We start from the raw sequence: 24,054 nt of genomic DNA on the forward strand, positions 1-24,054 counted from the left end.
AGCGAGGAGAGAGTAATGGACCAAAAAGCAAGGAAAATATTAATGCAAACCTATTGGCAATCTGGTGGATGGCGTTCAGGTGGTTATACCTATACAGAAGAAGATTTTCAATATGCTAAAAGTAAGGGCTTGATGTTTGATCGATTAACGATTTCCCATGATGAATGTGTACAAAGATTGCAACAGCTGCATGAGAAATTCTTAACAAAGGAGCTTGTGGTAAAGGCATTTTTGCATAGCTTATCGACGCGCAAAGTACATTTACGCAGTGCCTTATCGAGCTGGGCTCTTACGCATGATTTACCAATGCATACGTATGATGAACAACCTGTGGCATTGGTCTCCTATAGTGGCTGTGGCTACTGTAATGAGCAGAAAATCATGTCCAATGCTACGTATGTCAATGAAGATTTAAATGTGCTTAATTTTGAACGCATCAAGTGGGGAGGGGTTCGCCTCAATTGGCTCATCTATTGTTTACTAGACTTAGAATGCCTAGTGAAAGAACAAGAAGCATTGAATGTAAGTGAGGATGACGTAGCCATCTTAAAACAGATGGTAGCAGCAATAGAATCCTGTAACGACACAGATGCAGCTAGACAGCTTGAAAAGCGCTGGAAAGATGTTTTCAAGTCCAATCAACATGAACGAGATGTGGTCATGGAAATCTGGGGTTATGCGGGACTACTCGTATCAAAGGATGATTATCGCAAGGAGCGTGGACGTGGAACTGATTTTATGTCAATGGCGACTTGGAGAGGACAGGATGGCTATTCACAGGAAAAGATGAAGTTTTACTTTGGCTCCTACCTATAAAAAGGAGCAGTATTCGATCACAAAACTGACCAAAGGATGCTGAGGATTATTGATATAGCGAAGGAATTTTAAGAGCGGCTACTATAATGAACTGCTGCCATGGTCATGCACTAATTATGTGCAGATTTTACCTTTACCAGAGCTTTACTAGAATAAGAAAGAGAGGTGCAGTGAGATGGGGGCTTGGGGATACAAAGCATTGGAAAGTGATGAAGGTTTAGATGTAGTGGCGTTTTTGCGGGAGTTTATGGAACAGCATAAGGAATCCAATCAGCTAACATTATCGGATATTGTACAGGCTATGAAACAGCAAGGCTTTTTTGGTAAAACATTGGAGGATATAGATTTTTTCTACGATATAAGTGCCCTGGCTTTGGCAGAGCTTTATAGTCAATATCTGAATACGGGAACCATTTATGGTCAAGAAAGTAAGGATGAACAAATACAATGGGTAGTAGATGAAAGCTCTTTGACCTTTATATTGCGGTATTTACAGGACATTAGAGATGAAGTACCTGATCAACATGGTAGTAGAGAGATTGTAGAATTATGGCAAGAGTCCAAGAGTTGGCCAGAATGGCAGTCCAACTTAGCCTATCTTATTCAGACGGTGGAACAAGCAATTAACCGTTTGCCACAATAAAAATAGATGGAGTGATAGGAAATGACCTATGATTTTTGGATGATGGCTTCCATCATGGAGTTGGTTGAATATCCAGATGAGACAAGCGATGACTATATAGCACATCCAACTTTACAGACGATCATGGATGTGCTTGAAATCCAAGTACCGATAGCAGAGATTTACGAACGTTATTTTGGTCAATCCATTCATACAGGACATGTTTTAGTATTTGCGAATAAGCAGCAACCACATGTCTGTGTGGTACTTGATACTTATCGAGATCCGCTCGATCAGCTGGATTTAATTCAATTTGGCTGGAGAGTGAACACAAAAGATGTTCACCTAGTAAGACAGCTGACACGAAAACTATTTGATAATTGTGATGAGGGGATTCGCTATGAGGAAGGTCAATCCATTCTCTATCAGGTATTACAAGAACAACGCTATCCTCGAAAACTTTACTATGAGACATTATATGAACAACAGCTGAAGAAATTTTGGGTATGATAGCATCAAAAAGGATTCGTAACACTTTCTATAAAAAGTGTACGAATCCATTTCCTAGAACCTATACAAAGAAAAAGCTGAATAGAGATAGCGCAATCGAAATGATTACAATAGGTCCAATCATTTTCATATGTCGTTTTCGTGCCATTACAACAATCGCTACATATTCACGAATCATCGCATTTGGCCAATAATAAAAGGCTGTCTTAGAGCCAATGCCCTGACTATCTAAGCCCGCAAGTCTTGCATAAATACCCGCACGAAAAAGATGGAAATTATTCGTGGTGAAAATACTGTTATAGGCCTCACCCTGTTTCCGATCATCCATGAGCTGCTTAGAAAATAACATATTTTGATAGGTATTCACAGAGCGGTTCTCCTGAAGTGTATGCTCAATGGGAATGCCTTTTTCTATTGCATATCGTTGCATTGCTTCAGCTTCGGGTAGATTTTCATCAGGACCTTGTCCACCAGAGAAAATAATGGTAGGTGGAGTAGTCACTGCTGCTTGCTTATGATAGAAGTCAATTGCCTTTTGAATTCTACTAGCTAAAAGTGGAGGCACCTTATCATTAATTAATCCACTGCCTAGTACAATAATAAAATCTTGATTCAATCGAGGGCGATTGAATTGGTAGAGGAAATAAGCAGATAAAAAATTGGATAAATGGATAAAAAAATAAAACGTAATGAGTGAAATTCCACCAAAAATGGGCTGGAGGTGGACTGAAAACAAACTCGCTGGATTGATAATCGGTAATAGGATAAAAAGTAAAATGCCAATCGCCACAAGTAATGTTAAGGAATTGGCTAAACGTCTACCTTCTCGCTTCATTAATACTCTCGCATTTAAAAATAAACCAAACATTAAAGCAACAATACCAAAAGGAATTAAAATGAAAAGAGCAATCAGTGGAATAATGACAATAAGCATTAAAAAGTAATGGTCAGATGCTAAAGATAGAATGACGCAGAATAGCAGAAATGAACAGACAAATAGATTAAATAATAGTCCGTTGATCATTTTTCTTGGGTCTTTGAAGTAAGAAATAAGAAAAACGATGAAAAGAATCAGTGGAATAATGCCAAAATACATACAAAATGCACCTCTAGTGATGGAAGTTGGTTAATGATATCTCTATATTATAAGTAATTATTGGATGAAATCAACCATCGATGAAAAAGTGGAGGGGGAGCATCTAGAAGCTCCCTCTATTTTTTTTGTGTACGATGATAGGTTTTATTGAGGTAATGAATATATTGGGTGCGGGTCAATCCACCCGTTTGGCGATTAAAGTCATCGTAGGAGATATCATCTGGAAAACTAAATTCAGCGAGTGCCCGCTGACGATCTTCGCGGAAGTGTGGATGATCTAGCGACTCTGTTACAATTCCTTCCTCTTGCTTCAACCAATCACTGGCAACGCCTGCATAGACACCATGATTGGTAAAACGGCTAGCTGTTTGATAGGAGGTGGAAGGTGCAGGTTTACTAATTGTTCCTGTTCCCCAGGATAGACGATATCGAGGCTCTTTCCCATAGTTTAGTGTCACGCCATAGCCCATTGGAAAGACAATATCGGATTCTGTTAACATTTTATGGCCTATCTTTTCATAGCATCCTCGCATAAAATGGTCATCCATCACAATATGGGTTTGAGGGGCCAATGGAGCAGATATGATTTCCTCAAGAGAAGGCAGGCGCTCTGTCGTTGTCAACAAATAGGGCCGTACAAACAATGGCATTGTCATTACATTATGCCAAATACTATCTTCTCCAAATAGATGATCCTTTTGCATTTGTCGTAAATCGCCAATAACAAGCACATAGCCATCTACAAATAAATCGATTTCTACACGAAAAATATCACCTGGTACAGTCTTATAGCGTAGACTTTTCATTTTAGTTAGCTTTTCTAGCTTGTCTGTGTAATCTGCAGGTAGCTGGGAGGGAAATTGCTCTAACCAATTCAAGAGAGCCGACTTAGTCGTTAAATGCTCAAAGCCTGTTAATGGTAGCTGGTAATATGTTTTAGTGTTACGAGCTGTGATATAGCTAGATGGATGGTTTTCATTACCTAGACCAACAGAAAAAACAACGCCTGCAGCTTTCACAGCGGAGATATTGGTATAATTCAATTTCTTTTCTTTTCCACGCGCAGTTTGAGGGACAATGACTTCACGATTACGTGTTAAAATGTCGACATCCGCTTCTTGGTAGCTATGCTCATTCACGAAAATTCTTTTTTTAATGAGATCGCCTTCAAGGCAAATAAAATAATCCTCTCGAATCGGAATCGTTTCCCAATGTGCTTCTAAAGTATGTAGGCCGAAATAGGGGCGCAATGAATTCGTTAACCAACTAGTAAATGGTGTCAATCGAATTTCCTCCTAGCTATTGTTTTGTATTTTGGTCAAGTATACTGAATTTGGTGGGTGTCGAAAATAGCTTAGATGGAAAATAGTTACTTTTATGCAGTGATAATAATTGCTTTTGGAGCAGATGTCTACCTTTTTCTTCAGGCTATAGAACTGCTATAATGACAGACAGAGGTGATGAATATGCATATTGTGACGATTGAAGGCATACCCTATGCTTGGCTTGAACAATTACAAGAAATCCACGCTCACGTTTTTGATGGAGCAAATTTGCCACTCGAAAAGCTAGAAAAGAAAGAAGGCCTTCTTTGCATATTGGCAGTGGAAGGTGACACATTGATCGGCTTTAAACTAGGCTACCCACATCCAGATGATATTTTTTATAGTTGGTTGGGTGGCGTTCATGTAGCACATCGAGGTCAGGGAATTGCAAGTCAATTAATGAAACAACAGCATGAATATATCAAGACTTTAGGCTTTCACAAAGTTCGTACATATGGAAGAAATACATTCAAAGCCATGCTCATTACCAACCTCAAGCATGGTTTCGATATACTATCAACATTTATTGATGAAAAAGGCAGACATAAAATTATATTTGAAAAAACAATTGATTAAGGAGTTTTATACATGAAAGCATATTTAGCAAATGGGTTATTTTCGTTAGGCGATCGTTTTGTAAATGAACAATTGGCAGCAGCTATTCGCGAGGCAGTACCAGGCATCGCATTATATGTACCTCAGGAGAATGAGGCCATCAATGATAAATCTGCCTATGCAGATAGCTTAGCGATCGCCCAAGCAGATTTAGAGATGCTACAGGATAGCGATGTTCTGATAGCTGTATTAGATGGGGTGGAAATTGATTCAGGCGTTGCCGCAGAGATAGGTGCGTTTTCGATGCTGAATCGTCCCATTGTTGGGGTGCTAACAGATGTTCGTCAGCAAGGGCGGGACAATATGCAAAAAATAGAGGCACTGATCCGAGATGGGCTAGAGAATCAGTTTGTTTATCGTAATTTATTTGTTGTGGGGTTAATTAAACGCAATGGCGTGATTACATCTTCTATTGAAGAGGCTGTGAAAGCCATACAAAAACTACAGAACGGGGAGGCATCATGATGCTATTAGCTACATCAGACATGGTGGCAGGAAAAGATATCATGGAAACATTAGGGCTAGTGAAAGGGAATTCTGTTCAATCTAGAAATATTGGTCGTGACATGATAGCAGGTCTTCGCAATATTGTAGGTGGAGAAATGAAGGAGTATGCGGAGATGCTTGTGCGCTCTCGTGAAATTGCCACAGAGGCAATGGTAGAGGAAGCCAAACAATTAGGTGCAGATGCAGTTGTAGGCGTTCGTTATGCTACTTCATCTGTCATGGATGGTACATCCGAAGTATTGGTATATGGAACAGCTGTAAAATTCAAATAAAAGAGTAGAAGGACTTTCATTCAATGGAAGTCCTTTTCCAATGGTTAAAAAGTGACACATTCATCTAAAATGCTGTAAAATTTTAGTTAATTATGTCAAAAATACAGTCTATTGTGCTGCTTGAATGGTGATTTATTATAGGATGCGTATAGTACAAATTATACCAATAAAGTAGAAGTTTTATCTTGATTCATTTTATAGATAATGAGATGAATGCACAAATGGAGTAGGTGTCAAAACACCAACTGAATCAAGATAAAAGCCCAAGCGGAGGTCACAGATTTTGAAGAGGAGCTTTTTGAGCAACTCGCAAAAAATCTGGACGCAATCAGTATAAGGGCTATTTATGGCCAATATACTGCAAGCTGGGCATGATAGAAGAAAGAGTGGGATATATGGTAGATTCACAACAAGGCAAAGGCTACCGCGTACTATCGATGTTTGATCGATTGATGGATGGCCAAGGAATCAACAAGAAGCAAGAAGCATTGACACATCAGGTTGGTGAAAAAACCATACAACGGGATATCGATGAAATTCGTACGTATCTGGAAAAGGCTAAGCTAGATTACCATTTACAATATGTACGTACAGAAAAAGTGTATAAATTAATGCATAAAAAAAACAATCGTTTATCTAAAGAACAGGTACTAGTCATCGTTAAAATACTGATTGCCTCAAAAGCTCTCGTAAAATCGGATATCGGTGAGATCGTTAATCAACTTCTCTCACGTGTAGCAGACGATCAACTGTTATTAAATGAAAAAATTGTATATGAAGATATCCATCAAAACAAGTCATTATTGTCCTTGATATGGGGAATTTCAACAGCCATACAAAAGAGAAAGGTCATTACAATTGATTATTTACAGGAGGGTGAAGCGATTCCAACTACAAAAATTTTAAAGCCGCTCGCTGTTATCTTTTCAACACATTATTTTTATTTAATAGGAGATAATCAAGAAACCCCAACTGTTTACAGAATGGATCGTATTCAGCATTTTCGTGAAATGACTATACATTTTGAATTTCCATCTGTACATCCATTACAAGTAGAGGACACTAATGACCTTACTCATATCCGTCTTCTCTATAAAGGCCGTTCTCCTCAAATAGTCTACAGTCGTTTCCCAACAGCCCACCTAGTTTCACAAAACAATCATGAATATGTTTTTGAGGCAGAAGTGTTAGAATATGGCGTGAAAGAGTGGTTGTTAAGTCAAGGAGCCGATATGGAGGTATTAGAGCCAATTGAACTGAGAGAAGAGATCATTGAGACCTTACAAGCTATGCAGCAAAATTATCGTTACATATAAAAACCCGTGTATACATGCACGGGTTTTTACGTTTACTGAAACAATTGTTTGATAAATGTCATATCGATATCCTTAGTGAGCTTATAATCTTTCATGTAATTTTCCTCATATAAATACACGAATAAATGCTGGTCATCATCTAAACGCAAGCCAATTTCCCTGTTGTCATTAATTGAGAGTGTTAGCCAGTATGCTTCATGAGAATCAGAATTCGAAAACCACACCTTTTTTAAAGGTAGGTCCTTGAATGGCTGCATAATTTGATTGATTTCTGCTGCGTCAGTAATCGTTACTGTTTTTTCATCTGAGGAACGAATAATTTCAATCTCATGAATTTCCTCCATTTCGAGACGTTCTGTTACCTCTGTTGTAAAATCAGTGTCTCGTGTTAACAGCATTGTCGAGATATACAGAATAAGTAGTGGTAGTAAAATGCCTAGAAGTAGTTTGTATCTTTTTTTCATGCTTGTCTCCTTAAATTCTAAAAATTCACACATATGTATTCTTTTCCACGCTATAATTGAGCATATACTGAAATGATGAAGGAAGGCAATTAAATGACACATAATCATGAAGAAAAAGAACTATTTTACCCAAGTGGAATCATCATGTATCGAGGTGGCGTCAAGAAGAATGATTTCGGTCACGATATTTATGACGGCAAAGGCTCGCTATTTGATCAAGAGGGAGAATTATTATTCGAGGGTGAATTCGTCAATCATATGAAGCAAGGCAATGGCATTATGTATTTGAAAGGACAACTCATTTATCAGGGTGAATTCATACAAAATAAAAAACAGGGTCATGGCATTTTATATAAGGATGGTCATATCCATTATGAAGGTCATTTTCGCAATGACTTAATGGATGGTTATGGTGTTTTATATTATGAAGAAGAAGTAATTCGCCCTTATCAAACACTACGAGCACAGTATCCACATTTAAATCAACCGCAGTATGAGGGTGACTTTGTCCATGGCATGAAAAAGGGAAAAGGCAAGCAATACTTTCCAAATGGATTTTTACAATATGAGGGTGATTTTATTTGGCATCATATGCAAGGGGCTGGGAAGCTATATTACCCTACTGAATCACCAACAGCTGAGGAGCTTGCACGTGGTGTAACTAATCTCCACTATGAAGGTCATTTCTTTGAGGACCTAAAGCATGGTAAAGGCAAAGTATATTCTAGGGATGGAATTTTAGAAGCGGAAGGGCAATTTAAAGAGGATATGATGACAGGGCAAGGAACGCTCTATTATGCCAATGGGCAAGCTTCCTATATTGGTGACCTTGTTCAAGGCAAAAAACATGGACGAGGCGATTATTATAATGAAGAAGGCAAAATTATCTATAGTGGTGAATTTATTAACGATGAGCGGTTACGCATTACACCTGAAGTCGAGCAAGAGATTGCCAAGCTACAAAAACAATTAGATAGTCTTGTAGGTCTTCCGAATGCAAAGAAGGAATTACATAATTTAATAAACTTTATTAAAATTCAAAGTCTGCGTGTGGATCATGGTTTAACAAGCTTTCCTATTACGTATCATCTTGTCTTCTCGGGCAATCCAGGCACAGGTAAAACAACAGTGGCCCGCATTATTGGCCAAATCTACAAGCATCTTGGCGTCCTTTCAAGTGGGCATTTTGTGGAAACAGATCGTGCAGGTTTAGTCGCTGGCTATGTTGGACAAACAGCGTTAAAGGTTCAGGAAGTCGTTAACAAAGCAAAGGGCGGGGTACTTTTTATTGATGAAGCCTATTCATTAATGAATGATAAACAGGATGCATTTGGGAAGGAAGCTATTGATAGTTTATTAAAGGCAATGGAGGATCTACGTGATGACTTGGTAATTATTGTTGCGGGCTATACAGAGCTAATAGAAGATTTTTTACAATCTAATCCAGGCTTTAAATCTCGCTTTAATCATTTTGTACAATTTGATAATTTTAGCACGGATGAACTCTATGATATTTTTGCGATGCTTTGTCAAACGAACGATTATCAATTTGGCGAAGCATTTGCCCAACATATGAAAACACAGCTACGTCATATGCCGATTGAAACCATCCCTAATTTCTCGAATGGTCGTTATATTCGAAACTTGTTTGAAAAACTAGTGACGATCCAATCAAACCGATTGATTCAACAGGCAACAATCTCGAGAGAAGAACTCATGACATTTGAGGAGCAGGATATTTTACAGGGCATTGCAGAAAAGTTGTTTGACAATACTTTTTAAGAGAAGGAGTAAATTCATGAAAAAGCTATTAGTGTTTATTTTAGTGTGTGCATGTATTTTACCACGACTAGTAACAGTTCATGTTACAGTGAATAATCATATTAATGTACGCCATAAAAACGATAAAAGTTGATGAGTGATGTATAAAGTGGTAATATAAGACAAAACATACGCTAACGTATTTTTTGGAGGGCAATTATGCAAGTAACGAAAGAGGATTGGATTAGAGCGGGTCTAGAGCAATTAGCAGAAGCGGGGATTCATAAAGTACGTATTGAAGCACTTGCTCGATCATTAAACATTAGTAAAGGTAGCTTTTATCATTATTTTCGTGATCGTCAACAACTTTTAGATGCCATGCTAGACTATTGGGAAACCCACGCAACAAAGGCCATTATTCAAAATATGGAGCAAGTTGATGCTACTTTAGAGCAGCTTTTACGGATAAGTTTTCACAAAAATAAAAAGATGGAGATAGGCATTTATGCTTGGGCCAAATATGATTCAGATGTCGCAAAGCGTATCGTTCAAATAGAGGAGCAGCGAATAGCCTGTGTGGCGACACTCTATCAAAAAAGTGGTATCAGCATAGACGAATCCACTGATCGTGCAAGATTAGCTTATTTAACCTATATAGGCTGGATGACACGATTTGAAGCCAATCCTCATTTCGATCTCGAAAAAATGATTAAGCTGTTAATACAGTAAGAGGGTCTCTCGGAGCTAACATGGGCTTTGAGGGACTATATTTAACGCTAGAACATACGGTAGCGTATGTAAATGTGAAGAGGAGGTGGAACATGTTTATTTTATCAATTGTCGCAGTGGGACTATTATGGCTCATGAGTATCCTACATATTTATTGGGCCTTTGGTGGTCGATGGGGTACAGAAGCTGTTATTCCTATGAAAGAAGGCAGCCAACAAGCCGTTTTTACGCCGAGAAAATGGGGAACGCTCTTTGTTGCAATGCTGTTGATGCTAGCAAGTGGTATCATCCTTGTTCAAGGAGGCTTCATGCCATCTTTTCAAGCCTCTATTTTTTCAAAAGTAGGAAGTATCGTTTGTGCGCTCGTATTTTTGCTACGAGCAATTGGTGATTTTAAGTATGTTGGTATTTTTAAAACGATTAAGCATTCCACATTTGCTCAAAATGATTCAAAATGGTATAGTCCTTTATGCTTGTTTCTTAGCTTTGTTTATGTGCTGGTGTTAGTTTAACAGCAATTTTACTTTAATAAGGGGAGCAGAATGGGGGATATAAAATGGAGCAAATGATCTACTTACTTCGCCATGGTGAGACGAATTATAATACACAAGGGAGATATCAAGGACAGCTTGATTCACCACTCACTGAGCGTGGTCGGGAGCAGGTTCAGCAAAATGCACGCATGCTGAGATCACTCATTGGCGATGCAGATGAATGGACCATCCTATCAAGTCCAATGGGAAGAGCCATGCAAAGCACAGCCATACTTTGTGAAACACTGGGCTATGACAGCAACAAGGTGAGGCAGGATTCACGTTTAACAGAGGTTGCTGTGGGACAATGGGCTGGATTAACCATGGCGGAAATACAGCAACAATGGCCTGCCTTGTTAACGAACACAGATGCCTTCAATTGGTATTTTCGTGCACCAGATGGGGAAACCTATGAAGCTGTTGTAAGCAGATTAACTGCTTTGCTTGAAACGATTCAACCACTTTCAAAAGTGATTGTTGTCTCGCATGGCTTAACTGGTCGTATTTTACGCGGCGTCTATGCAAGTCTAAGCAAAGAAGAGACGCTCAAGTTAGAGGTTTCTCAAGATGTAATGTTCAAATTAACAAATAAAGAGATTACAAGAATTAGTTCAAATTTCGATGATGATTTTTACCTGTGAAAATATTTGAGCGCATCCCATTTTTCTCAAGGAATATTCAGAAATGCCGCCTCTTATAATGTGTAGGAGGCGTTTTTTATGAAAAAGTGGATGTTAGTAGGCTGTATTTGTATCATGGTTTTCTTATTTTATTATACAAGCAAAACATATGAATTCACGCATCTAGAACTGCCATCATTACATAGTCAAAATGCTTTGTTACTCAATGAACAGGGCGATGTATTATACGAAAAAAATGCGGATGCTATTATTTATCCTGCATCTTTAACAAAGATCATGACAGCCATCGTTGCCATAGAGATGACAGATAATTTACAAACACAAACCATTGTAGAGCCCCAAACGATTGCGAACTATACGGCACAAAATGCTTCGATGGCAGGCTTTCAAGCAGGAGATTTTGTCACGATGGAGGATTTATTGTATGGTACACTCCTTGCCTCAGGTGCCGATGCAACAGGAACACTTGCAGATGCTGTCGCTGGCAGTGAGGACAAATTTGTCACGTTGATGAATAACAAGGCGCAAGAATTAGGCATGCATGACACATATTTTGTTAATACCAGTGGCCTACATGATGAGGCACATGTATCCACCGTGCGGGATATCAGCAAGCTTCTGCGATATGCATTAGAAAATCCTACCTTTTATCAAATATTTACCTCAAAAAACTACACAACCTATGTTCCCAATCAATTAATCATCACAAACTCATTATTTACAAAATTACCGGGTCTAGACAGTCCGATAATAGGTGGAAAAACAGGCTATACCCCAGAAGCAGGACTGTGTCTGGCGACCATAATCGAGAAAGAAGGGAAATCTTTTTTATTCATTACAACCAATGCTCCTAGCTATATATGGAACCCACCCCCACATATTGAAGATGCCCTAACGGCCTTCGAAGCTTTATAGCAGGAAGAATAATGAAAAAACCTCAACTTTTTCATGGTTCCTAACGTCTTAATAGAAAGGGGGATTATATAGCTGAGGTTCGGTGGTGGATAACCAGCTTTTTATAGGAACCATCAAATACGGGGAGAGCTGCTTCTCAAAGAGGTGAGAGCCCGCTCCCAGTAAGGAGAAGGTCACTCACCTAAGTCCGTAGGCCATTTAGCAGCATGAGAAAAAGGAGCTAACAAAAAATCTACAAAATAAGCCACCATCATTTAATTATCATAACCTATGCATAGTTTCTCAGTAAAAAGGGAAGGAGGAATGTATAAGTATTTACTAAAATATGAATTTTAGCAGCATCGTAAAAGGGAATCTAGTTGATTATTACTATTTTATGGCAGGGTTGTTTACTCTATAATAAAAGTTAAATCTTAGCAATTTTTTAGCAAACAGACATGGAAGACATCTAAGGGCGGTGTAGAACAATGAAAAAATTTTTACCCTTTGCCATCGTTTTGACGTTTATGATGTGCATCTTGGCAGGGCAACTTTCAGTAAATGCTGAAGGGTCAGTGGTGATTCACAAGGTAGTCAAAGATACGGTTATTTTTGAAGAAGCTTCTACGAATAGTGCGGAGATCGGGGAACTTTCGAAAGGTAGCTTTGTTTCAGTAACAAAAGTAAGTAAAGGTTGGACACATATTCAAACGCCAGAGCAGGAGGGCTATGTCACATCTGATGCTTTAGTCAAGTTGAAGTCTGAGGGATACCTAGTGATTCAAAAGGGCGGTACAACATTATTTACAGCCCCAAGTCAACATGCCCAGCATGTAGGACAGCTCTATGAAGGACGAATAATTTATGTATATGGCACAGCACCTGGTGGTTGGTCTTTCGTTCAATATGGCGAGGAGATAGGATATGTAGCGACAAACGCATTAAAAAAACCAGCTCCAACGAAGAAAAAAATTAATGCTGTTGCTGGTGCTGAATTACGTTTAACAGCTAGTCCAGACGGAGAAGTTCTTGGTACACTTCCCAATAAAACAACTGTCCAGTATTACATAACACTTGCTGGTTGGGCTTATGTAGAAGCAGGCGACCAAAAAGGGTATGTCAAAGCTTCTGAGCTAGCCGATATTCAGTTAATAGATAATAAAGTTTATAATAAAGGTGTGCCAGTAGCGAAAGGCGCAAAAAAACGGGTAGCCTTAACATTTGATGATGGGCCAGATGCTAAGGTGACTCCACAAATTTTGGCAACGTTAAAGAAATACGATGCCAAGGCTACATTCTTTATGGTAGGTAAAAATGTGTCAAGAAATGCTGCAATCGTTAAACAAGTCTATGAAGCAGGGCATGAAATCGGAAACCATACCTTGAGCCATAAAAAATTAACGACCTTATCAATAGCAGGCGTTAAACAAGAAGTCAATGGCACAAGTAATGCTATTTATGCAGCCATCGGGCAGTATCCAACTGTTTTCCGACCACCCTATGGGGCGACCAATGACCAAGTACGTTCTGTCATGACAATCCCCTCGATTTTGTGGTCGATTGATACACTGGATTGGAAACATCATAATCCAGATAAAATTTTAGCGTATGTCAAAGCCTCTGTAAAAGATGGGAGTATTATTCTAATGCACGATATCCATCAAACGACAGCCAATGGTTTAGAAAATGTTATTCTTTATTTACAAAAACAAGGCTATGAATTTGTTACAGTAAGTGAGATATTACAATAATAGAAAAGCTTTGCAATCGTCTACTCAGAACGAATGCAAAGCTCTTTTTTATTTAAATAAATTGATAGTCGTAATAATAATAGGAATCCCAAATACGTCAATTAAAAATGCGCCGACAATCGGTACGACAAGAAAGGCTTTTTTAGAAGGACCGAAGCGTTGCACAACGGCTGACATATTGGCCATGGCATTTGGTGTTGCGCCTAGACCATGTCCTGCAAAACCTGCTACCATAACAGCAGCATCGTAGTTTTTGCCAAGTAATTTAAATAACACAAAAATACTAAATACAACAATAAAGAATACTTGCGCAAAAACAATGATGAATAATGGTAGTGCCAAATCAGCAATTTCCCATAATTTAATACTCATGAGAGCCATGGAAAGGAATACACCTAATGTGACATCTCCAATTAATGAGATGCTTTTCATATTAATGGCTTCAGGTTTGAATTTATCCATAATATTGCGTACTAATACAGCCACAAACATTGCTCCTACATAGCCAGGTAGAACGAAACCTGTTGCTTCTGAGAATAGTGTGCCGACGTACGTACCAACAGCCATACAGAAAGTAATTAATAAGACTTGTGTAAAGAACGAATCCGATGTAATTTGCTCATGTTTATTTTCATATTGGACTTCTTCCGATTCTTGTTCATCTGGTGTTAAATTATATTTACCTACTAAATATTTGACAATTGGACCACCAATTAAGCCACCAGCAACTAGACCACATGTTGCTGCAGCAGCACCAATTGTCATAGCTGAAGAAATCCCTAAATCTTCTAAGGTTTGGCCAAATGCAGCTGCAGCGCCATGACCACCCTCCATAGAAACGGCACCCGCCATCATACCGATTAAAGGATGGATCCCCATAAGTGAGGCCAGAGATACCCCAATGACATTTTGCATTAACGCTAGGAAGCCACATGCTAGCCAGTAGATAATCAGTAATTTACCACCGAGCTTTACAAGTTTAAAGCTTGCACCTAAGCCAATTGTCGTAAAGAAAGTAATCATAAATAAGCTTTGTAAAGAAGTATCAAGTGATATTTCTAAAATACCCGTTGTTTTTAAGATAGTGGCAAGAGCAGCGAACAATAAACCACCAACCACTGGTGCTGGGATACAGAAACGCTTTAAAAAGCCTATTTTATTGATAAGAAAGCTTCCTAATGCAAAGAGTGCAACAGCTAGGAATACCGTTGTAATTTGATTAATTTCGATCATGAACCTTGCCCCCTAAGTAAGTTGTTCAGTGCCTCATATACAAAATAGGCACCTAATTTCACTGTAAGTCCGTTTTCATCTAATAACGGATTGACCTCACATATATCAAATGAATGGGTGTGAGGGTGTGAAGTGACTTGTTGCAAAATGGAGCGCACAGTCGATGGGTCAAGCCCAAACGGTGATGGAGCACTTACACCTGGAGCAAATGCTGCATTCAATACATCCATACATAATGTTAAAAGAATATAATCATGCTTATCCATAAAATGTTGTAATGCATCCGTTAATTGTTGTTGGTAGGCTACCGTCATTTGATCCTCATAAACATACTTCACGTTCAATTCATCAGCTTTTTCGAAAAGTTCTCTTGTATTGCCGTAGCGTTGAATACCAACAACAAAATAGTCAGCGTGTGGATCCTGCTCTAAAATTTGACGGAACATCGTACCTGACGAAGGTTGTTCATCATATGGTCGTAAATCAAAGTGAGCATCTATATTGATGATGCCGATTTTAGCTTCCTTTGGTAGAGCAGAACGAACGCCTAAATAATGGCCATACAGCGTTTCATGCCCGCCACCTAGCACCACACATGATATGTTTTTTTGTAGTACTGTTGCTACGACTTCACCAAGCTCACGTTGCGCCTCCTCTAAAGCATGGTTTAGACAAACGATATTGCCAACATCAATAATTTGCTGATCGTCCTCAAATGTCCACGGTAAACTGGCTAAGCCTTCTCGTAGGGCGTTTGGACCATTTGCTGCCCCTACACGGCCTTGATTTCGACGTACCCCTTCATCGCAGATAAAGCCAACGAGAGCAGCACTTTTCTTATCTGAAGCGCTTACATCATTAATCGCAACTCTTTTTACTTGTTGATGTAAACGAAAGCTGCTTGTATTTGTCGTTGAATCTATTCGGCCTTTCCATTGTTTTTGATCTGTCATTGTGTACATAAACTTATCAACCCCATTGTGAATATTATTGTAGAAAAAGTATTGTTGTAATTCATTATATATTCACATAATTATAATTACTAATATATAATTAATATTAATCTATAGCTTTTAACTATAAATCTGGGAGGTATCTATAGGTGGACATAAAACAATTACACTATTTTATCGCTGTTTCAGAACAGATGAATTTCTCAAAAGCCGCAGAAAGACTGCATATTTCGCAGCCTTCCTTAAGTAATGCGATCAAAAAATTAGAACAAGAGATTGGCTCCCCTTTATTAGAGAGAAATACTAGAAATCTGCAATTAACAGAAGCTGGAGAGTTACTTTTTGAACGAGCAAAAGTTATTGTAAAAAATATGGAAGTGCTAAAAATCGAAATGGATGAAGTGATTGTTCATGGCACGAGAGACATCACCATTGGTGTCATGGAATCTATTAAGCATTGGCTGCCAAAGGTAATCGCCAACTATAAAAAAGACTATCCTCACATGAAAATTCACTTAGTCGATATTTTAGGTAGTAAACGTGTGAAAAAATCCTTGAAAAGCTATAAAACTCATTTAATCATCACCAATCAGCTAATGGATGATCCAGAGTTGGAAGTTCAAACTTTATATGAAGAACGGTTGGTCGCAGTATTACCTTTACATCATCCGTTAGCCCAAAAGGATACTTTAACCATCTCAGATATTTGTGAAGAACCATTTATTATTAGTACCGAGGGCTTTCAAACAAGACGAGATATCTTAACGTCATTTGAACAGGCTGGTAAAAACATCAATATTCAATTTGAAATTGAGCGTTTTGAAACCGCTGTATCGCTTGTACGAGAACATTTAGGAGTGACCATATTACCTGAAAATTACTTGCAAGGACCGACTGCCAAAACGATTGTAAAAAAAGAAATAGAAGGTCTGAATTTAAGTCGCAATGTCTATCTAGTGTACTTAAAAAACCGTCATTTACCATTAGCCATCCGACAATTACTGAAGGATATAGTACAGTTTTTTGAAAATAAATGATGTAAGTCCATAGTAATGAATTTTCTCTTTTATTAGAAAATTCAAAAATAGAACATTGCTTTACTAGAAAAATAGCGGTAACATTTATTGTAAGAATGAAAATGAACATTCATTCATTTTGCGAAGTTCAAGCAAAGGGGGTATCTTCTAATGAATTTTTCCTATAGTGAAAAAGTTGAGAAGTTACAGGACAAGCTGAAGAATTTTATGGCGCAATACATTTATCCAAATGAGGCCGTTTATGCTGCACAGGTTGAGGCAATGGAGGATCGTTGGGGAGCGATTCCACCGATTATGGAGGAGCTGAAACAGAAGGCGCAACAGGCAGGTTTGTGGAATTTATTTTTACCAGATAGTGAATATGGGGCAGGTTTAACCAACTTAGAATATGCACCTTTATGTGAAATCATGGGCCGTTCACTTCTGGCCCCCGAGGTGTTTAACTGTAATGCACCTGACACAGGCAATATGGAAGTACTTGTACGCTATGGAACGGCACAGCAAAAAAAACAGTGGCTAGATCCATTATTACGAGGTGAAATACGGTCCTGCTTTGCGATGACGGAGCCAGCCGTTGCATCCAGTGATGCTACAAATATTGAGGCAAGCATTGAACGCGATGGAGATGAATACATTTTAAATGGCCATAAATGGTGGACAACTGGTGCTGGGGATCCTCGCTGTAGGGTGGCTATTTTTATGGGCAAGCATAAAGATACAACGGCTCCTATCCATGAGCAGCAGTCTATGATTCTTGTACCGATGGATACACCAGGAGTAAAAGTGGAGCGTATGCTAACGGCTTTTGGCTACGACCATGCGCCAGAAGGACATGGTGAGGTTACATTTACCAATGTGCGTGTACCGGTGGAAAATATTTTATGGGGTGAAGGTAAAGGCTTTGCCATTGCGCAAGGCAGACTAGGACCAGGTAGAATTCATCATTGTATGCGTCTTATTGGTGCCGCAGAGCGTGCATTAGAGGAAATGTGTGTACGTGTACAAGCGCGACAGGCATTTCATCGACCACTAGCAGATCAAGGGGTAATGCGGGAGCGCATTGCAGAATCTCGGATGGATATTGAGCAAGCAAGACTTTTAACATTGAAGGCTGCTTATATGATGGACACAGTAGGCAACAAAGAGGCAAAAGCTGAAATTGCTATGATTAAGGTAGTTGCTCCAAATATGGCACTCAGAGTCATTGATCGAGCTATCCAAGCATTTGGTGCTGCTGGGGTAGGTCCCGATACTACGCTTGCTGCACAATGGGCGAATTCTCGTACATTACGTTTAGCGGATGGACCAGATGAGGTGCATCGTAATACCATTGCTAAACTAGAATTGAAAAAGCATGCCAACAAACAAGAGGAGCTGGTGAAATGACGGTCCTAGAGTTATTTAGCTTAAAAGGTAAAACAGCGATTGTGACAGGTGGAGGACGTGGACTCGGTGCGCAAATTGCTCAAGGATTTGCAGAGGCTGGAGCCAATGTGGTCTTATGCTCACGAAAGGTGGAGGCATGTGAGGAGGTTGCCGCAGGACTCGAAAAGCTTGGTGTTCAAGCATTAGCTCTAGCCTGTGATGTCACAAAGCCTGAGGATATTGCCAATGTGGTAGCCCAAACGATTACAACATTTGGTAGAATTGATATTTTAGTCAATAACAGTGGCGCATCATGGGGAACACCTGCCATTGATATGCCCTACGAAGCCTGGCAAAAAGTATTTGATGTCAATGTCAACGGGACATTTTTATTCAGCCAAGCCGTTGGCAAAATTATGCTAGAGCAGAAAAGCGGCAAAATCATTAATATTGCTTCTATTGCTGGACTAGGTGGGACGCTACCAGCCTTTATGGATACGATTGCCTATAACGCGAGTAAAGGGGCTGTCATTACTTTAACGAAGGATTTAGCCGTCAAATGGGGGCCACATGGAGTCAATGTCAACGCTATTGCACCAGGTTTTTTCCCTACGAAAATGTCCAATGTCTTAATCGAACGTGGACAAGACTATTTGATGGGTGTTACACCGTTGAAACGCTTAGGCTCCGAAAATGATTTGAAGGGCGTAGCTTTATTTTTAGCAGCACCAGCTTCGGACTATGTAACAGGGGATGTCATTGTAGTAGATGGGGGCATGAGCTCCATTATTTAAGGAGGGAAATAGAATGGATACGATGCAAGTAAGGTCAAGTGAACGTTTGGATGTTGATAAACTACATGCCTTTTTAGAGAGTTATTTCACTGAGCTTCCACAGGGGAAGCTTGAAATAGCACAATTTAGTGCAGGGCATTCCAATTTGACGTATTGTTTAAAAATAGCTGATTTTGAAGCTGTTCTACGTCGTCCTCCGCTTGGACCAGTTGCCAAAAAAGCGCATGATATGAAGCGGGAATTTACGATTTTATCGGCACTGCATCCATTTTTACCATCGGTTCCAAAACCATATGTCTATGTAGAGGATCGAGACATTATCGGTAGTGATTTCTTTTTAATGGAGCGCAAAAAAGGAATCGTCCTTGATACACATTTTCCAAAAGGCACAGAACCAACAGAGGAGCTAGCACGTCAATTGTCCGAACTGATGGTTGATTCTTTAGTTGCATTACATGCTATTCCTTATCAGGACACTCCGTTAAAGGATATCGTGAAGCCTGACGGATTTCTTGAAAGACAAGTGTATGGCTGGATTGAGCGTTATGAAAATGCGAAAACAGCAGAACATGCAGAAGTAGCGATGTTAACAGAGTGGTTAAAAAACAATCTTCCGTCCAATCATGAGGCAACCATTATTCATTATGATTATAAATTGAATAATGCAATGTTCTCTGAGGACTATACCGAAATAATTGGCCTTTTTGATTGGGAGATGGCAACAGTAGGGGACCCACTTGCTGATGTTGGTGTAGCAATGAGTTATTGGATGCAAGCGGATGACCCGAAAATGCTATTATATGCACTTGGTGAACCACCAGTAACTGTATTACCAGGCTTTTATACCCGACAGCAATTTATTGATCGTTATGCAGAGAAAAGTGGGCGAGATGTGTCAGCTATTCATTATTACTGTACATTTGCTTATTTTAAATTAGCCGTTATTTGTCAGCAAATCTATTATCGCTATGTTCAAGGACAAACGCAGGATGATCGCTTTGCTCAGATGGATAAAATGGTCGCTGCCCTCATACAACAAGCTTCTCAATCAATATGATTTTATGGAAAAACGGTTACTTTTAATAAAGTAGCTGTTTTTTAAAGCCTATTATAACAGATTATCCGACATTAATTTATATAATTATTTATACTAACTCGCACAAAATTTACTCAAAAAACATAATAAATCACGTACAAGAAATTAAAAGAGGAGGGAACGTTCGTTCTTTTAGGTGGGAGTGTTAATCAATAACTATTTATTGTTTTTCGATAAAAAATAATTGACTTGCAATAAAAATAACGCTATCATCAATTACAACAAGGATTTAACAAATGGAGGAAGAAATAATGGGGAAATATTTACTTGCCACAATTCCGATGATCATGGGGATCGTATGTTTATTTATAAAAGGCCTTATAGGAGATGAGATACTAGCAGATGGTACGATAGTGGAGAAAAACTTTTTTTTAATTCCATTGAGCTGTTTATTTTTCTTTAGCGGCATACTTACATTCTTGATTATGGCGTTATCTTCTTCATTCAAAAAACATAGTTCCGTATAATAATGCTAAAAACAGGCCCTGAATAGGAGCCTGTTTTTTATAACCATGTTTGATCTAGTTTATCACTATAGTAGTGAATAGCTTTTTTATAATCTTGAATGCCTTGATGATTGGTTGTGCGTAATATCGTGTTCAATAATGTTTCCATTGATTTTGCATGTTCCCCAAGATTATAAAGTGTCATGGCATAGAAGACCTTGATATGCTCCGCCTTCGGGAACTCGTGAATGGCTTGTTCAAAGATCCGTTTTGCTTGCTCGTATTGTCCTATAGTCCGATAGGTGCTCCCTAAACCAAGATAGGCATCCACTAAAACTTCTGGCTCTAGCCCCAACTTTATCGCTTCTTCGTAGTGCGGAACAGCCTCTTTTTCCTGCCCTAAAGAATCAAATGTCCAAGCACATTGAAATTGATAATAAGCATTTTGAGGATGTTCCTTGACCAGTGCCACCATACATTGATTTGCTTCCTCAAGCTGTCCGTTTTTTCTTAATGTAAGTATGTGTTCTAATTGTTTGTCCATTATATTTAACCTCTTCTTTACTTAAGTAACTTACCATTCATAAAAACAATCTTCTATCAGCAACTCAAATGAATCAGCTATTCGCTTAATTTCTCCACAATCATGATCGCAAATAAAAACATGGCCTGATGGATCGATGAAAATGGGATTACCTCCACCATCCATTGAAATAACATAGCTCGTTTCTAAAACATTTGGAGATAGGAACTCTTTATATTGTTGACGAAAATCCAGTGTTAAATCGACAACGGTTTCGTTTCCAAGACTTGAGCCGTTAGAAAAAGCATGGATTGCTATACCTGCATATGCCCCACCAAACGTTTCAATGAACGCTACGTAGTCGCTGTGAAATTGTACATGAAGTTGTTGCTGTGCCTCTATGATTTCCCTTTGACTTGCAGGTTTACCCACTAACGTTTGATGCTTCTCATTAAATAAAAATAACCGCAAACGCTTTATTAGATCTTCCCTCATAGACATTCTCCTTTTATTCAGTATACACGATCCTTCATTGCTAGGAATCTATGGGAATGATATTGTTAATGTAAAATAACATCTACTGGGGTGATAGAATGCTAGAGCGTTCAATGGAAAAAACACGGGAAAACCAAGAGGGAAGGGAGTGATGATACAAAAATAGAAAAGAGGATGAAGATAATGACATATCAAAAACTTATGTGTGACGGATTTGAATTAAACTATTGTATAAAGGGGCAAGGCCAACCAATTTTAGTGGTGGGGAGTAGTGTTTATTATCCACGTCTGTTCTCAGAAGACTTTTATCAACATTTCCAGGTGATTTTTTTAGATCATCGAGGTTTTGGTAAGCCAGCTCAAGCATTTACGCAAGAAGATTATACATTGGACAAAATAGTGAAGGATATGGAGTATGCGAGACAAATCCTACAGCTAGATAATTTAATAGTGTTAGGACATTCAGGACATGCATTTATGGCAATGGCGTATGCCAAAGCCTATCCTCAGCATGTTCAAAAACTCGTACTCTTAAATTCAGCAACATCGAATAGACAAGAAAGACAGCAACAAAGCTTGGCTTATTTTGAGGCACATGCAAGTATGGAGCGTAAACATCAATTTGCGCACGAAATAGCCTTATTGGAGCAGGATCTAAAGAAGGAGCCTGAACGACGCTTTGTTCATATGTGTATTCGTATGGGGGCACATAGCTTTTATGATTATATGTTCAATGCTACCTCTATGTGGGATAACGTTCATCCGAATATGGAAATTATTGATTATCTATGGGGAGTAGCTTTTGCGGAGCAGAACCTTTTACAACAAATGCTACAAGTTAACAAGCCAATTTTTTTAGGTCTAGGCAGGTATGATTATTTAGTAGCCCCTATTTCATTATGGGATGCAGTAGATCATATTCCCCATGTAAAGAAAGTCATTTTTGAAAAAAGTGGTCATAATCCTATGTTTGAAGAGCCTGTATTTTTTAAAGAACAACTAATTCAATGGATAAACGAGGGGTAGTCGAATGGTTGGTTATGCTTGTATAGCAATTAACCAGCCTTTTTTAATAATAAAAAGAAAAAAGCCAAAGCATCAACTACCTCAACAAGTTTTACGTATCGCATCAATGTTTTGACAGTCCATAATGACAGGCCGTGCCATATCATCGATTTGAAGGAAGTACCCGCAGTAGCTTTGCGGAATAAGATAAATAAAGTATATTCCTAGAAATTGGCTGCCATCTGAAAGGTATACATCTACTAAAGTCCCTGGTTCAAAACATTCTAAGTGACTACAAATACAGCTTTGGCAATGCTTTTCAATTTGATTTTGTTTCTGATATTTTTTTTCAAATTGGGGACTATTATAATATTTTATTTTATAAGAATCTTCCTCAATAATGGGATGATCTACGCTGGGAGAGTGACCAAGGTAAACATTCTTTGATTCACAATAGCATTTAGAAAATTTATGATAATTGTTAAATTCCCAATTCATTCGTGTTAAATATCTGTTTCCATCCATTTCTAAAACGCTCCTTTATGATTACAATGTCATGCTAGCATGAGTCATCTATTTCTAGTCTATGTTAAAGAGCCCTTTAGGAGATGGTAAAATGTCCATTTATCTGTACAATATAAGAAAAGACTAAACTCATTAGTAGAGTTTAGTCTTTCAAGTTGTAATCGCCTTTCAATAAGCCATATATCTCTAAATCAATAACACCCTTACCAGACCATAATGAAGCTTGTCTCAAAAGACCTTCTTTTAAAAATCCATTTTTTAACAGAACCTTTTTCGAGGGTTCATTTAAAGGCATGACTTCTGCCTGTATTCGATTAACATTTACCTCTTCCAATAAAAATTTTACGATTGTTGCAACTGCCTCTGATGCAATGCCTTTTCCCCAGGATGCTTCAGCTAAATAGTAACCGATTGTTACCATATCTACTTTTTGATTAAAGTCCATCGCTTCGATAATCCCTACTAGTTTTTCACGCTGTGATATTTCGAAGATCCCCCATTTAATCCTGCTTTTCTTCGTATAATCACGTTCAAAATGGCCAATCATTTTTTGAACGGTTTGAAGGTTGTGTTTTGGGATGATGCCACAATACTCAAATACCTTGTCATTATCATAAATAGCAAATAGCTCTTGTATATGTGAGTCTTCAATTTTTTTAAATTGTAAATTAGCTGAATGTAGGGTAGGGAACTGCTTAAATACTTTCTCAATAATCATCGACCTTGCTCC

28 protein-coding genes are annotated in these 24,054 nt (G+C 38.5%); 19 read left to right on the plus strand and 9 right to left on the minus strand.

The annotated features are described in order from the left end of the window. Positions 1-15 precede the first annotated feature (15 nt). From HXV90_RS02635 to HXV90_RS02645, 3 genes are all read left to right on the plus strand, one after another. Positions 16-816: a hypothetical protein gene (locus HXV90_RS02635; RefSeq protein WP_269898287.1), complete on the plus strand. Its 801-nt coding sequence runs from the start codon at positions 16-18 to the stop codon at positions 814-816. Between the two features lie 175 nt (positions 817-991). Beyond that, positions 992-1,459, plus strand: coding sequence for a DUF4259 domain-containing protein (locus HXV90_RS02640; RefSeq protein WP_269898288.1), 468 nt, complete (start codon positions 992-994; stop codon positions 1,457-1,459). A 21-nt stretch (positions 1,460-1,480) separates the two neighbouring features. Then, positions 1,481-1,948, plus strand: coding sequence for a hypothetical protein (locus HXV90_RS02645; protein WP_103118297.1), 468 nt, complete (start codon positions 1,481-1,483; stop codon positions 1,946-1,948). Between the two features lie 61 nt (positions 1,949-2,009). On the opposite strand, the gene HXV90_RS02650 is transcribed toward HXV90_RS02645, so the two are convergent. Together HXV90_RS02650 and HXV90_RS02655 are read right to left on the minus strand one after the other, a co-directional pair. After that, positions 2,010-3,044 (minus strand): YdcF family protein, encoded by a 1,035-nt coding sequence (locus HXV90_RS02650; RefSeq protein WP_269898289.1) that lies wholly within the window; start codon positions 3,042-3,044, stop codon positions 2,010-2,012. 116 nt (positions 3,045-3,160) lie between these two features. Beyond that, a complete protein-coding gene (locus tag HXV90_RS02655; protein ID WP_269898290.1) occupies positions 3,161-4,327 on the minus strand; it encodes an immunity 26/phosphotriesterase HocA family protein in 1,167 nt (388 codons plus the stop codon). 183 nt (positions 4,328-4,510) lie between these two features. Between HXV90_RS02655 and HXV90_RS02660 the strand changes: the two genes are divergently transcribed. From HXV90_RS02660 to HXV90_RS02675, 4 genes are all read left to right on the plus strand, one after another. Beyond that, positions 4,511-4,945, plus strand: a complete 435-nt coding sequence (locus HXV90_RS02660; RefSeq protein WP_269898291.1) for a GNAT family N-acetyltransferase — start codon at positions 4,511-4,513, stop codon at positions 4,943-4,945. A 12-nt stretch (positions 4,946-4,957) separates the two neighbouring features. Then, complete coding sequence (locus tag HXV90_RS02665; RefSeq protein WP_103118295.1) at positions 4,958-5,449, plus strand: nucleoside 2-deoxyribosyltransferase; 492 nt, start codon at positions 4,958-4,960, stop codon at positions 5,447-5,449. Then, positions 5,449-5,763, plus strand: coding sequence for a YbjQ family protein (locus tag HXV90_RS02670; protein ID WP_004225046.1), 315 nt, complete (start codon positions 5,449-5,451; stop codon positions 5,761-5,763). The genes HXV90_RS02665 and HXV90_RS02670 overlap by 1 nt, the downstream gene beginning before the upstream one ends. Positions 5,764-6,158: 395 nt before the next feature. Continuing rightward, positions 6,159-7,079 (plus strand): helix-turn-helix transcriptional regulator, encoded by a 921-nt coding sequence (locus HXV90_RS02675; RefSeq protein ID WP_259951132.1) that lies wholly within the window; start codon positions 6,159-6,161, stop codon positions 7,077-7,079. 32 nt (positions 7,080-7,111) lie between these two features. On the opposite strand, the gene HXV90_RS02680 is transcribed toward HXV90_RS02675, so the two are convergent. Beyond that, a complete protein-coding gene (locus tag HXV90_RS02680) occupies positions 7,112-7,543 on the minus strand; it encodes a hypothetical protein (protein WP_257960817.1) in 432 nt (143 codons plus the stop codon). Between the two features lie 93 nt (positions 7,544-7,636). Here HXV90_RS02680 and HXV90_RS02685 point away from each other — a divergent pair, with 93 nt between their 5' ends. From HXV90_RS02685 to HXV90_RS02710, 6 genes are all read left to right on the plus strand, one after another. After that, complete coding sequence (locus HXV90_RS02685) at positions 7,637-9,325, plus strand: AAA family ATPase (RefSeq protein ID WP_269898292.1); 1,689 nt, start codon at positions 7,637-7,639, stop codon at positions 9,323-9,325. A gap of 198 nt (positions 9,326-9,523) precedes the next feature. Beyond that, positions 9,524-10,033, plus strand: coding sequence for a TetR/AcrR family transcriptional regulator (locus HXV90_RS02690; RefSeq protein WP_269898293.1), 510 nt, complete (start codon positions 9,524-9,526; stop codon positions 10,031-10,033). 92 nt (positions 10,034-10,125) lie between these two features. After that, entirely contained in the window at positions 10,126-10,545 is a 420-nt protein-coding gene (locus HXV90_RS02695) for a DUF3995 domain-containing protein (protein WP_269898294.1), read from the plus strand. A 44-nt stretch (positions 10,546-10,589) separates the two neighbouring features. Continuing rightward, the gene (locus HXV90_RS02700) at positions 10,590-11,207 is read left to right on the plus strand and encodes a histidine phosphatase family protein (protein WP_269898295.1); all 618 of its coding nucleotides are present in this window, start codon (positions 10,590-10,592) and stop codon (positions 11,205-11,207) included. A gap of 78 nt (positions 11,208-11,285) precedes the next feature. Then, complete coding sequence (locus HXV90_RS02705) at positions 11,286-12,122, plus strand: D-alanyl-D-alanine carboxypeptidase family protein (protein WP_131520045.1); 837 nt, start codon at positions 11,286-11,288, stop codon at positions 12,120-12,122. Positions 12,123-12,589: 467 nt separating this feature from the next. Next, positions 12,590-13,852 (plus strand): polysaccharide deacetylase family protein, encoded by a 1,263-nt coding sequence (locus tag HXV90_RS02710; protein WP_048392523.1) that lies wholly within the window; start codon positions 12,590-12,592, stop codon positions 13,850-13,852. 48 nt (positions 13,853-13,900) lie between these two features. On the opposite strand, the gene gltS is transcribed toward HXV90_RS02710, so the two are convergent. Next, a complete protein-coding gene (gene gltS / locus HXV90_RS02715; RefSeq protein WP_016993292.1) occupies positions 13,901-15,085 on the minus strand; it encodes a sodium/glutamate symporter in 1,185 nt (394 codons plus the stop codon). Beyond that, on the minus strand, positions 15,082-16,047 hold the full coding sequence (gene hutG / locus HXV90_RS02720; RefSeq protein ID WP_269898296.1) for a formimidoylglutamase: 966 nt from the start codon (positions 16,045-16,047) through the stop codon (positions 15,082-15,084). The genes gltS and hutG overlap by 4 nt, the downstream gene beginning before the upstream one ends. Before the next feature lie 140 nt (positions 16,048-16,187). Here hutG and HXV90_RS02725 point away from each other — a divergent pair, with 140 nt between their 5' ends. The 5 genes from HXV90_RS02725 (at position 16,188) to HXV90_RS02745 (ending at position 20,797) form a co-directional block, all read left to right on the plus strand. After that, positions 16,188-17,075: a LysR family transcriptional regulator gene (locus HXV90_RS02725; RefSeq protein WP_048392528.1), complete on the plus strand. Its 888-nt coding sequence runs from the start codon at positions 16,188-16,190 to the stop codon at positions 17,073-17,075. Positions 17,076-17,225: 150 nt separating this feature from the next. Next, complete coding sequence (locus tag HXV90_RS02730; protein ID WP_269898297.1) at positions 17,226-18,461, plus strand: acyl-CoA dehydrogenase family protein; 1,236 nt, start codon at positions 17,226-17,228, stop codon at positions 18,459-18,461. Further along, complete coding sequence (locus tag HXV90_RS02735; RefSeq protein ID WP_048392531.1) at positions 18,458-19,234, plus strand: SDR family oxidoreductase; 777 nt, start codon at positions 18,458-18,460, stop codon at positions 19,232-19,234. The genes HXV90_RS02730 and HXV90_RS02735 overlap by 4 nt, the downstream gene beginning before the upstream one ends. 13 nt (positions 19,235-19,247) lie before the next feature. Continuing rightward, complete coding sequence (locus tag HXV90_RS02740; protein WP_269898298.1) at positions 19,248-20,291, plus strand: phosphotransferase family protein; 1,044 nt, start codon at positions 19,248-19,250, stop codon at positions 20,289-20,291. A gap of 290 nt (positions 20,292-20,581) precedes the next feature. Then, the gene (locus HXV90_RS02745; RefSeq protein WP_269898299.1) at positions 20,582-20,797 is read left to right on the plus strand and encodes a DUF3955 domain-containing protein; all 216 of its coding nucleotides are present in this window, start codon (positions 20,582-20,584) and stop codon (positions 20,795-20,797) included. A gap of 37 nt (positions 20,798-20,834) precedes the next feature. Here HXV90_RS02745 and HXV90_RS02750 read toward each other — a convergent pair whose 3' ends face one another. Both HXV90_RS02750 and HXV90_RS02755 read right to left on the minus strand, forming a co-directional pair. Further along, on the minus strand, positions 20,835-21,320 hold the full coding sequence (locus HXV90_RS02750; protein ID WP_257960826.1) for a tetratricopeptide repeat protein: 486 nt from the start codon (positions 21,318-21,320) through the stop codon (positions 20,835-20,837). Between the two features lie 30 nt (positions 21,321-21,350). Continuing rightward, positions 21,351-21,794 carry an SMI1/KNR4 family protein gene (locus HXV90_RS02755; protein WP_112118483.1) on the minus strand — a complete coding sequence of 148 codons (444 nt, stop codon included), beginning with the start codon at positions 21,792-21,794 and terminating at the stop codon, positions 21,351-21,353. Positions 21,795-21,977: 183 nt separating this feature from the next. Between HXV90_RS02755 and HXV90_RS02760 the strand changes: the two genes are divergently transcribed. Beyond that, positions 21,978-22,820 carry an alpha/beta fold hydrolase gene (locus HXV90_RS02760; protein WP_269898300.1) on the plus strand — a complete coding sequence of 281 codons (843 nt, stop codon included), beginning with the start codon at positions 21,978-21,980 and terminating at the stop codon, positions 22,818-22,820. 81 nt (positions 22,821-22,901) lie between these two features. Here the strand turns inward: HXV90_RS02760 and HXV90_RS02765 are convergent, their stop codons facing one another. Beyond that, entirely contained in the window at positions 22,902-23,324 is a 423-nt protein-coding gene (locus HXV90_RS02765) for a hypothetical protein (protein WP_269898301.1), read from the minus strand. Between the two features lie 142 nt (positions 23,325-23,466). Then, positions 23,467-24,042 carry a GNAT family N-acetyltransferase gene (locus tag HXV90_RS02770; RefSeq protein WP_269898302.1) on the minus strand — a complete coding sequence of 192 codons (576 nt, stop codon included), beginning with the start codon at positions 24,040-24,042 and terminating at the stop codon, positions 23,467-23,469. Between the last annotated feature and the right edge of the window lie 12 nt (positions 24,043-24,054).

Source organism: Lysinibacillus sp. JK80 (assembly GCF_027557635.1).
Lineage (GTDB): Bacteria > Bacillota > Bacilli > Bacillales_A > Planococcaceae > Lysinibacillus > Lysinibacillus capsici.

What these genes read in the sequence shown, in the direction of transcription:
- HXV90_RS02645 (WP_103118297.1), top strand. Translation starts at nt 1,481, where the DNA reads ATGACCTATGATTTTTGGATGATGGCTTCCATCATGGAGTTGGTTGAA.
- HXV90_RS02660 (WP_269898291.1), top strand. Translation starts at nt 4,511, where the DNA reads ATGCATATTGTGACGATTGAAGGCATACCCTATGCTTGGCTTGAACAA.
- HXV90_RS02745 (WP_269898299.1), top strand. Translation starts at nt 20,582, where the DNA reads ATGGGGAAATATTTACTTGCCACAATTCCGATGATCATGGGGATCGTA.
- HXV90_RS02770 (WP_269898302.1), bottom strand. Translation starts at nt 24,042, where the DNA reads ATGATTATTGAGAAAGTATTTAAGCAGTTCCCTACCCTACATTCAGCT.
- HXV90_RS02710 (WP_048392523.1), top strand. Translation starts at nt 12,590, where the DNA reads ATGAAAAAATTTTTACCCTTTGCCATCGTTTTGACGTTTATGATGTGC.
- HXV90_RS02650 (WP_269898289.1), bottom strand. Translation starts at nt 3,044, where the DNA reads ATGTATTTTGGCATTATTCCACTGATTCTTTTCATCGTTTTTCTTATT.
- HXV90_RS02695 (WP_269898294.1), top strand. Translation starts at nt 10,126, where the DNA reads ATGTTTATTTTATCAATTGTCGCAGTGGGACTATTATGGCTCATGAGT.
- HXV90_RS02635 (WP_269898287.1), top strand. Translation starts at nt 16, where the DNA reads ATGGACCAAAAAGCAAGGAAAATATTAATGCAAACCTATTGGCAATCT.
- HXV90_RS02765 (WP_269898301.1), bottom strand. Translation starts at nt 23,324, where the DNA reads ATGGATGGAAACAGATATTTAACACGAATGAATTGGGAATTTAACAAT.
- gltS (WP_016993292.1), bottom strand. Translation starts at nt 15,085, where the DNA reads ATGATCGAAATTAATCAAATTACAACGGTATTCCTAGCTGTTGCACTC.
- HXV90_RS02750 (WP_257960826.1), bottom strand. Translation starts at nt 21,320, where the DNA reads ATGGACAAACAATTAGAACACATACTTACATTAAGAAAAAACGGACAG.
- HXV90_RS02640 (WP_269898288.1), top strand. Translation starts at nt 992, where the DNA reads ATGGGGGCTTGGGGATACAAAGCATTGGAAAGTGATGAAGGTTTAGAT.
- HXV90_RS02680 (WP_257960817.1), bottom strand. Translation starts at nt 7,543, where the DNA reads ATGAAAAAAAGATACAAACTACTTCTAGGCATTTTACTACCACTACTT.
- HXV90_RS02675 (WP_259951132.1), top strand. Translation starts at nt 6,159, where the DNA reads ATGGTAGATTCACAACAAGGCAAAGGCTACCGCGTACTATCGATGTTT.
- HXV90_RS02740 (WP_269898298.1), top strand. Translation starts at nt 19,248, where the DNA reads ATGGATACGATGCAAGTAAGGTCAAGTGAACGTTTGGATGTTGATAAA.
- hutG (WP_269898296.1), bottom strand. Translation starts at nt 16,047, where the DNA reads ATGTACACAATGACAGATCAAAAACAATGGAAAGGCCGAATAGATTCA.
- HXV90_RS02690 (WP_269898293.1), top strand. Translation starts at nt 9,524, where the DNA reads ATGCAAGTAACGAAAGAGGATTGGATTAGAGCGGGTCTAGAGCAATTA.
- HXV90_RS02730 (WP_269898297.1), top strand. Translation starts at nt 17,226, where the DNA reads ATGAATTTTTCCTATAGTGAAAAAGTTGAGAAGTTACAGGACAAGCTG.
- HXV90_RS02670 (WP_004225046.1), top strand. Translation starts at nt 5,449, where the DNA reads ATGCTATTAGCTACATCAGACATGGTGGCAGGAAAAGATATCATGGAA.
- HXV90_RS02665 (WP_103118295.1), top strand. Translation starts at nt 4,958, where the DNA reads ATGAAAGCATATTTAGCAAATGGGTTATTTTCGTTAGGCGATCGTTTT.
- HXV90_RS02755 (WP_112118483.1), bottom strand. Translation starts at nt 21,794, where the DNA reads ATGAGGGAAGATCTAATAAAGCGTTTGCGGTTATTTTTATTTAATGAG.
- HXV90_RS02685 (WP_269898292.1), top strand. Translation starts at nt 7,637, where the DNA reads ATGACACATAATCATGAAGAAAAAGAACTATTTTACCCAAGTGGAATC.
- HXV90_RS02700 (WP_269898295.1), top strand. Translation starts at nt 10,590, where the DNA reads ATGGAGCAAATGATCTACTTACTTCGCCATGGTGAGACGAATTATAAT.
- HXV90_RS02760 (WP_269898300.1), top strand. Translation starts at nt 21,978, where the DNA reads ATGACATATCAAAAACTTATGTGTGACGGATTTGAATTAAACTATTGT.
- HXV90_RS02705 (WP_131520045.1), top strand. Translation starts at nt 11,286, where the DNA reads ATGAAAAAGTGGATGTTAGTAGGCTGTATTTGTATCATGGTTTTCTTA.
- HXV90_RS02735 (WP_048392531.1), top strand. Translation starts at nt 18,458, where the DNA reads ATGACGGTCCTAGAGTTATTTAGCTTAAAAGGTAAAACAGCGATTGTG.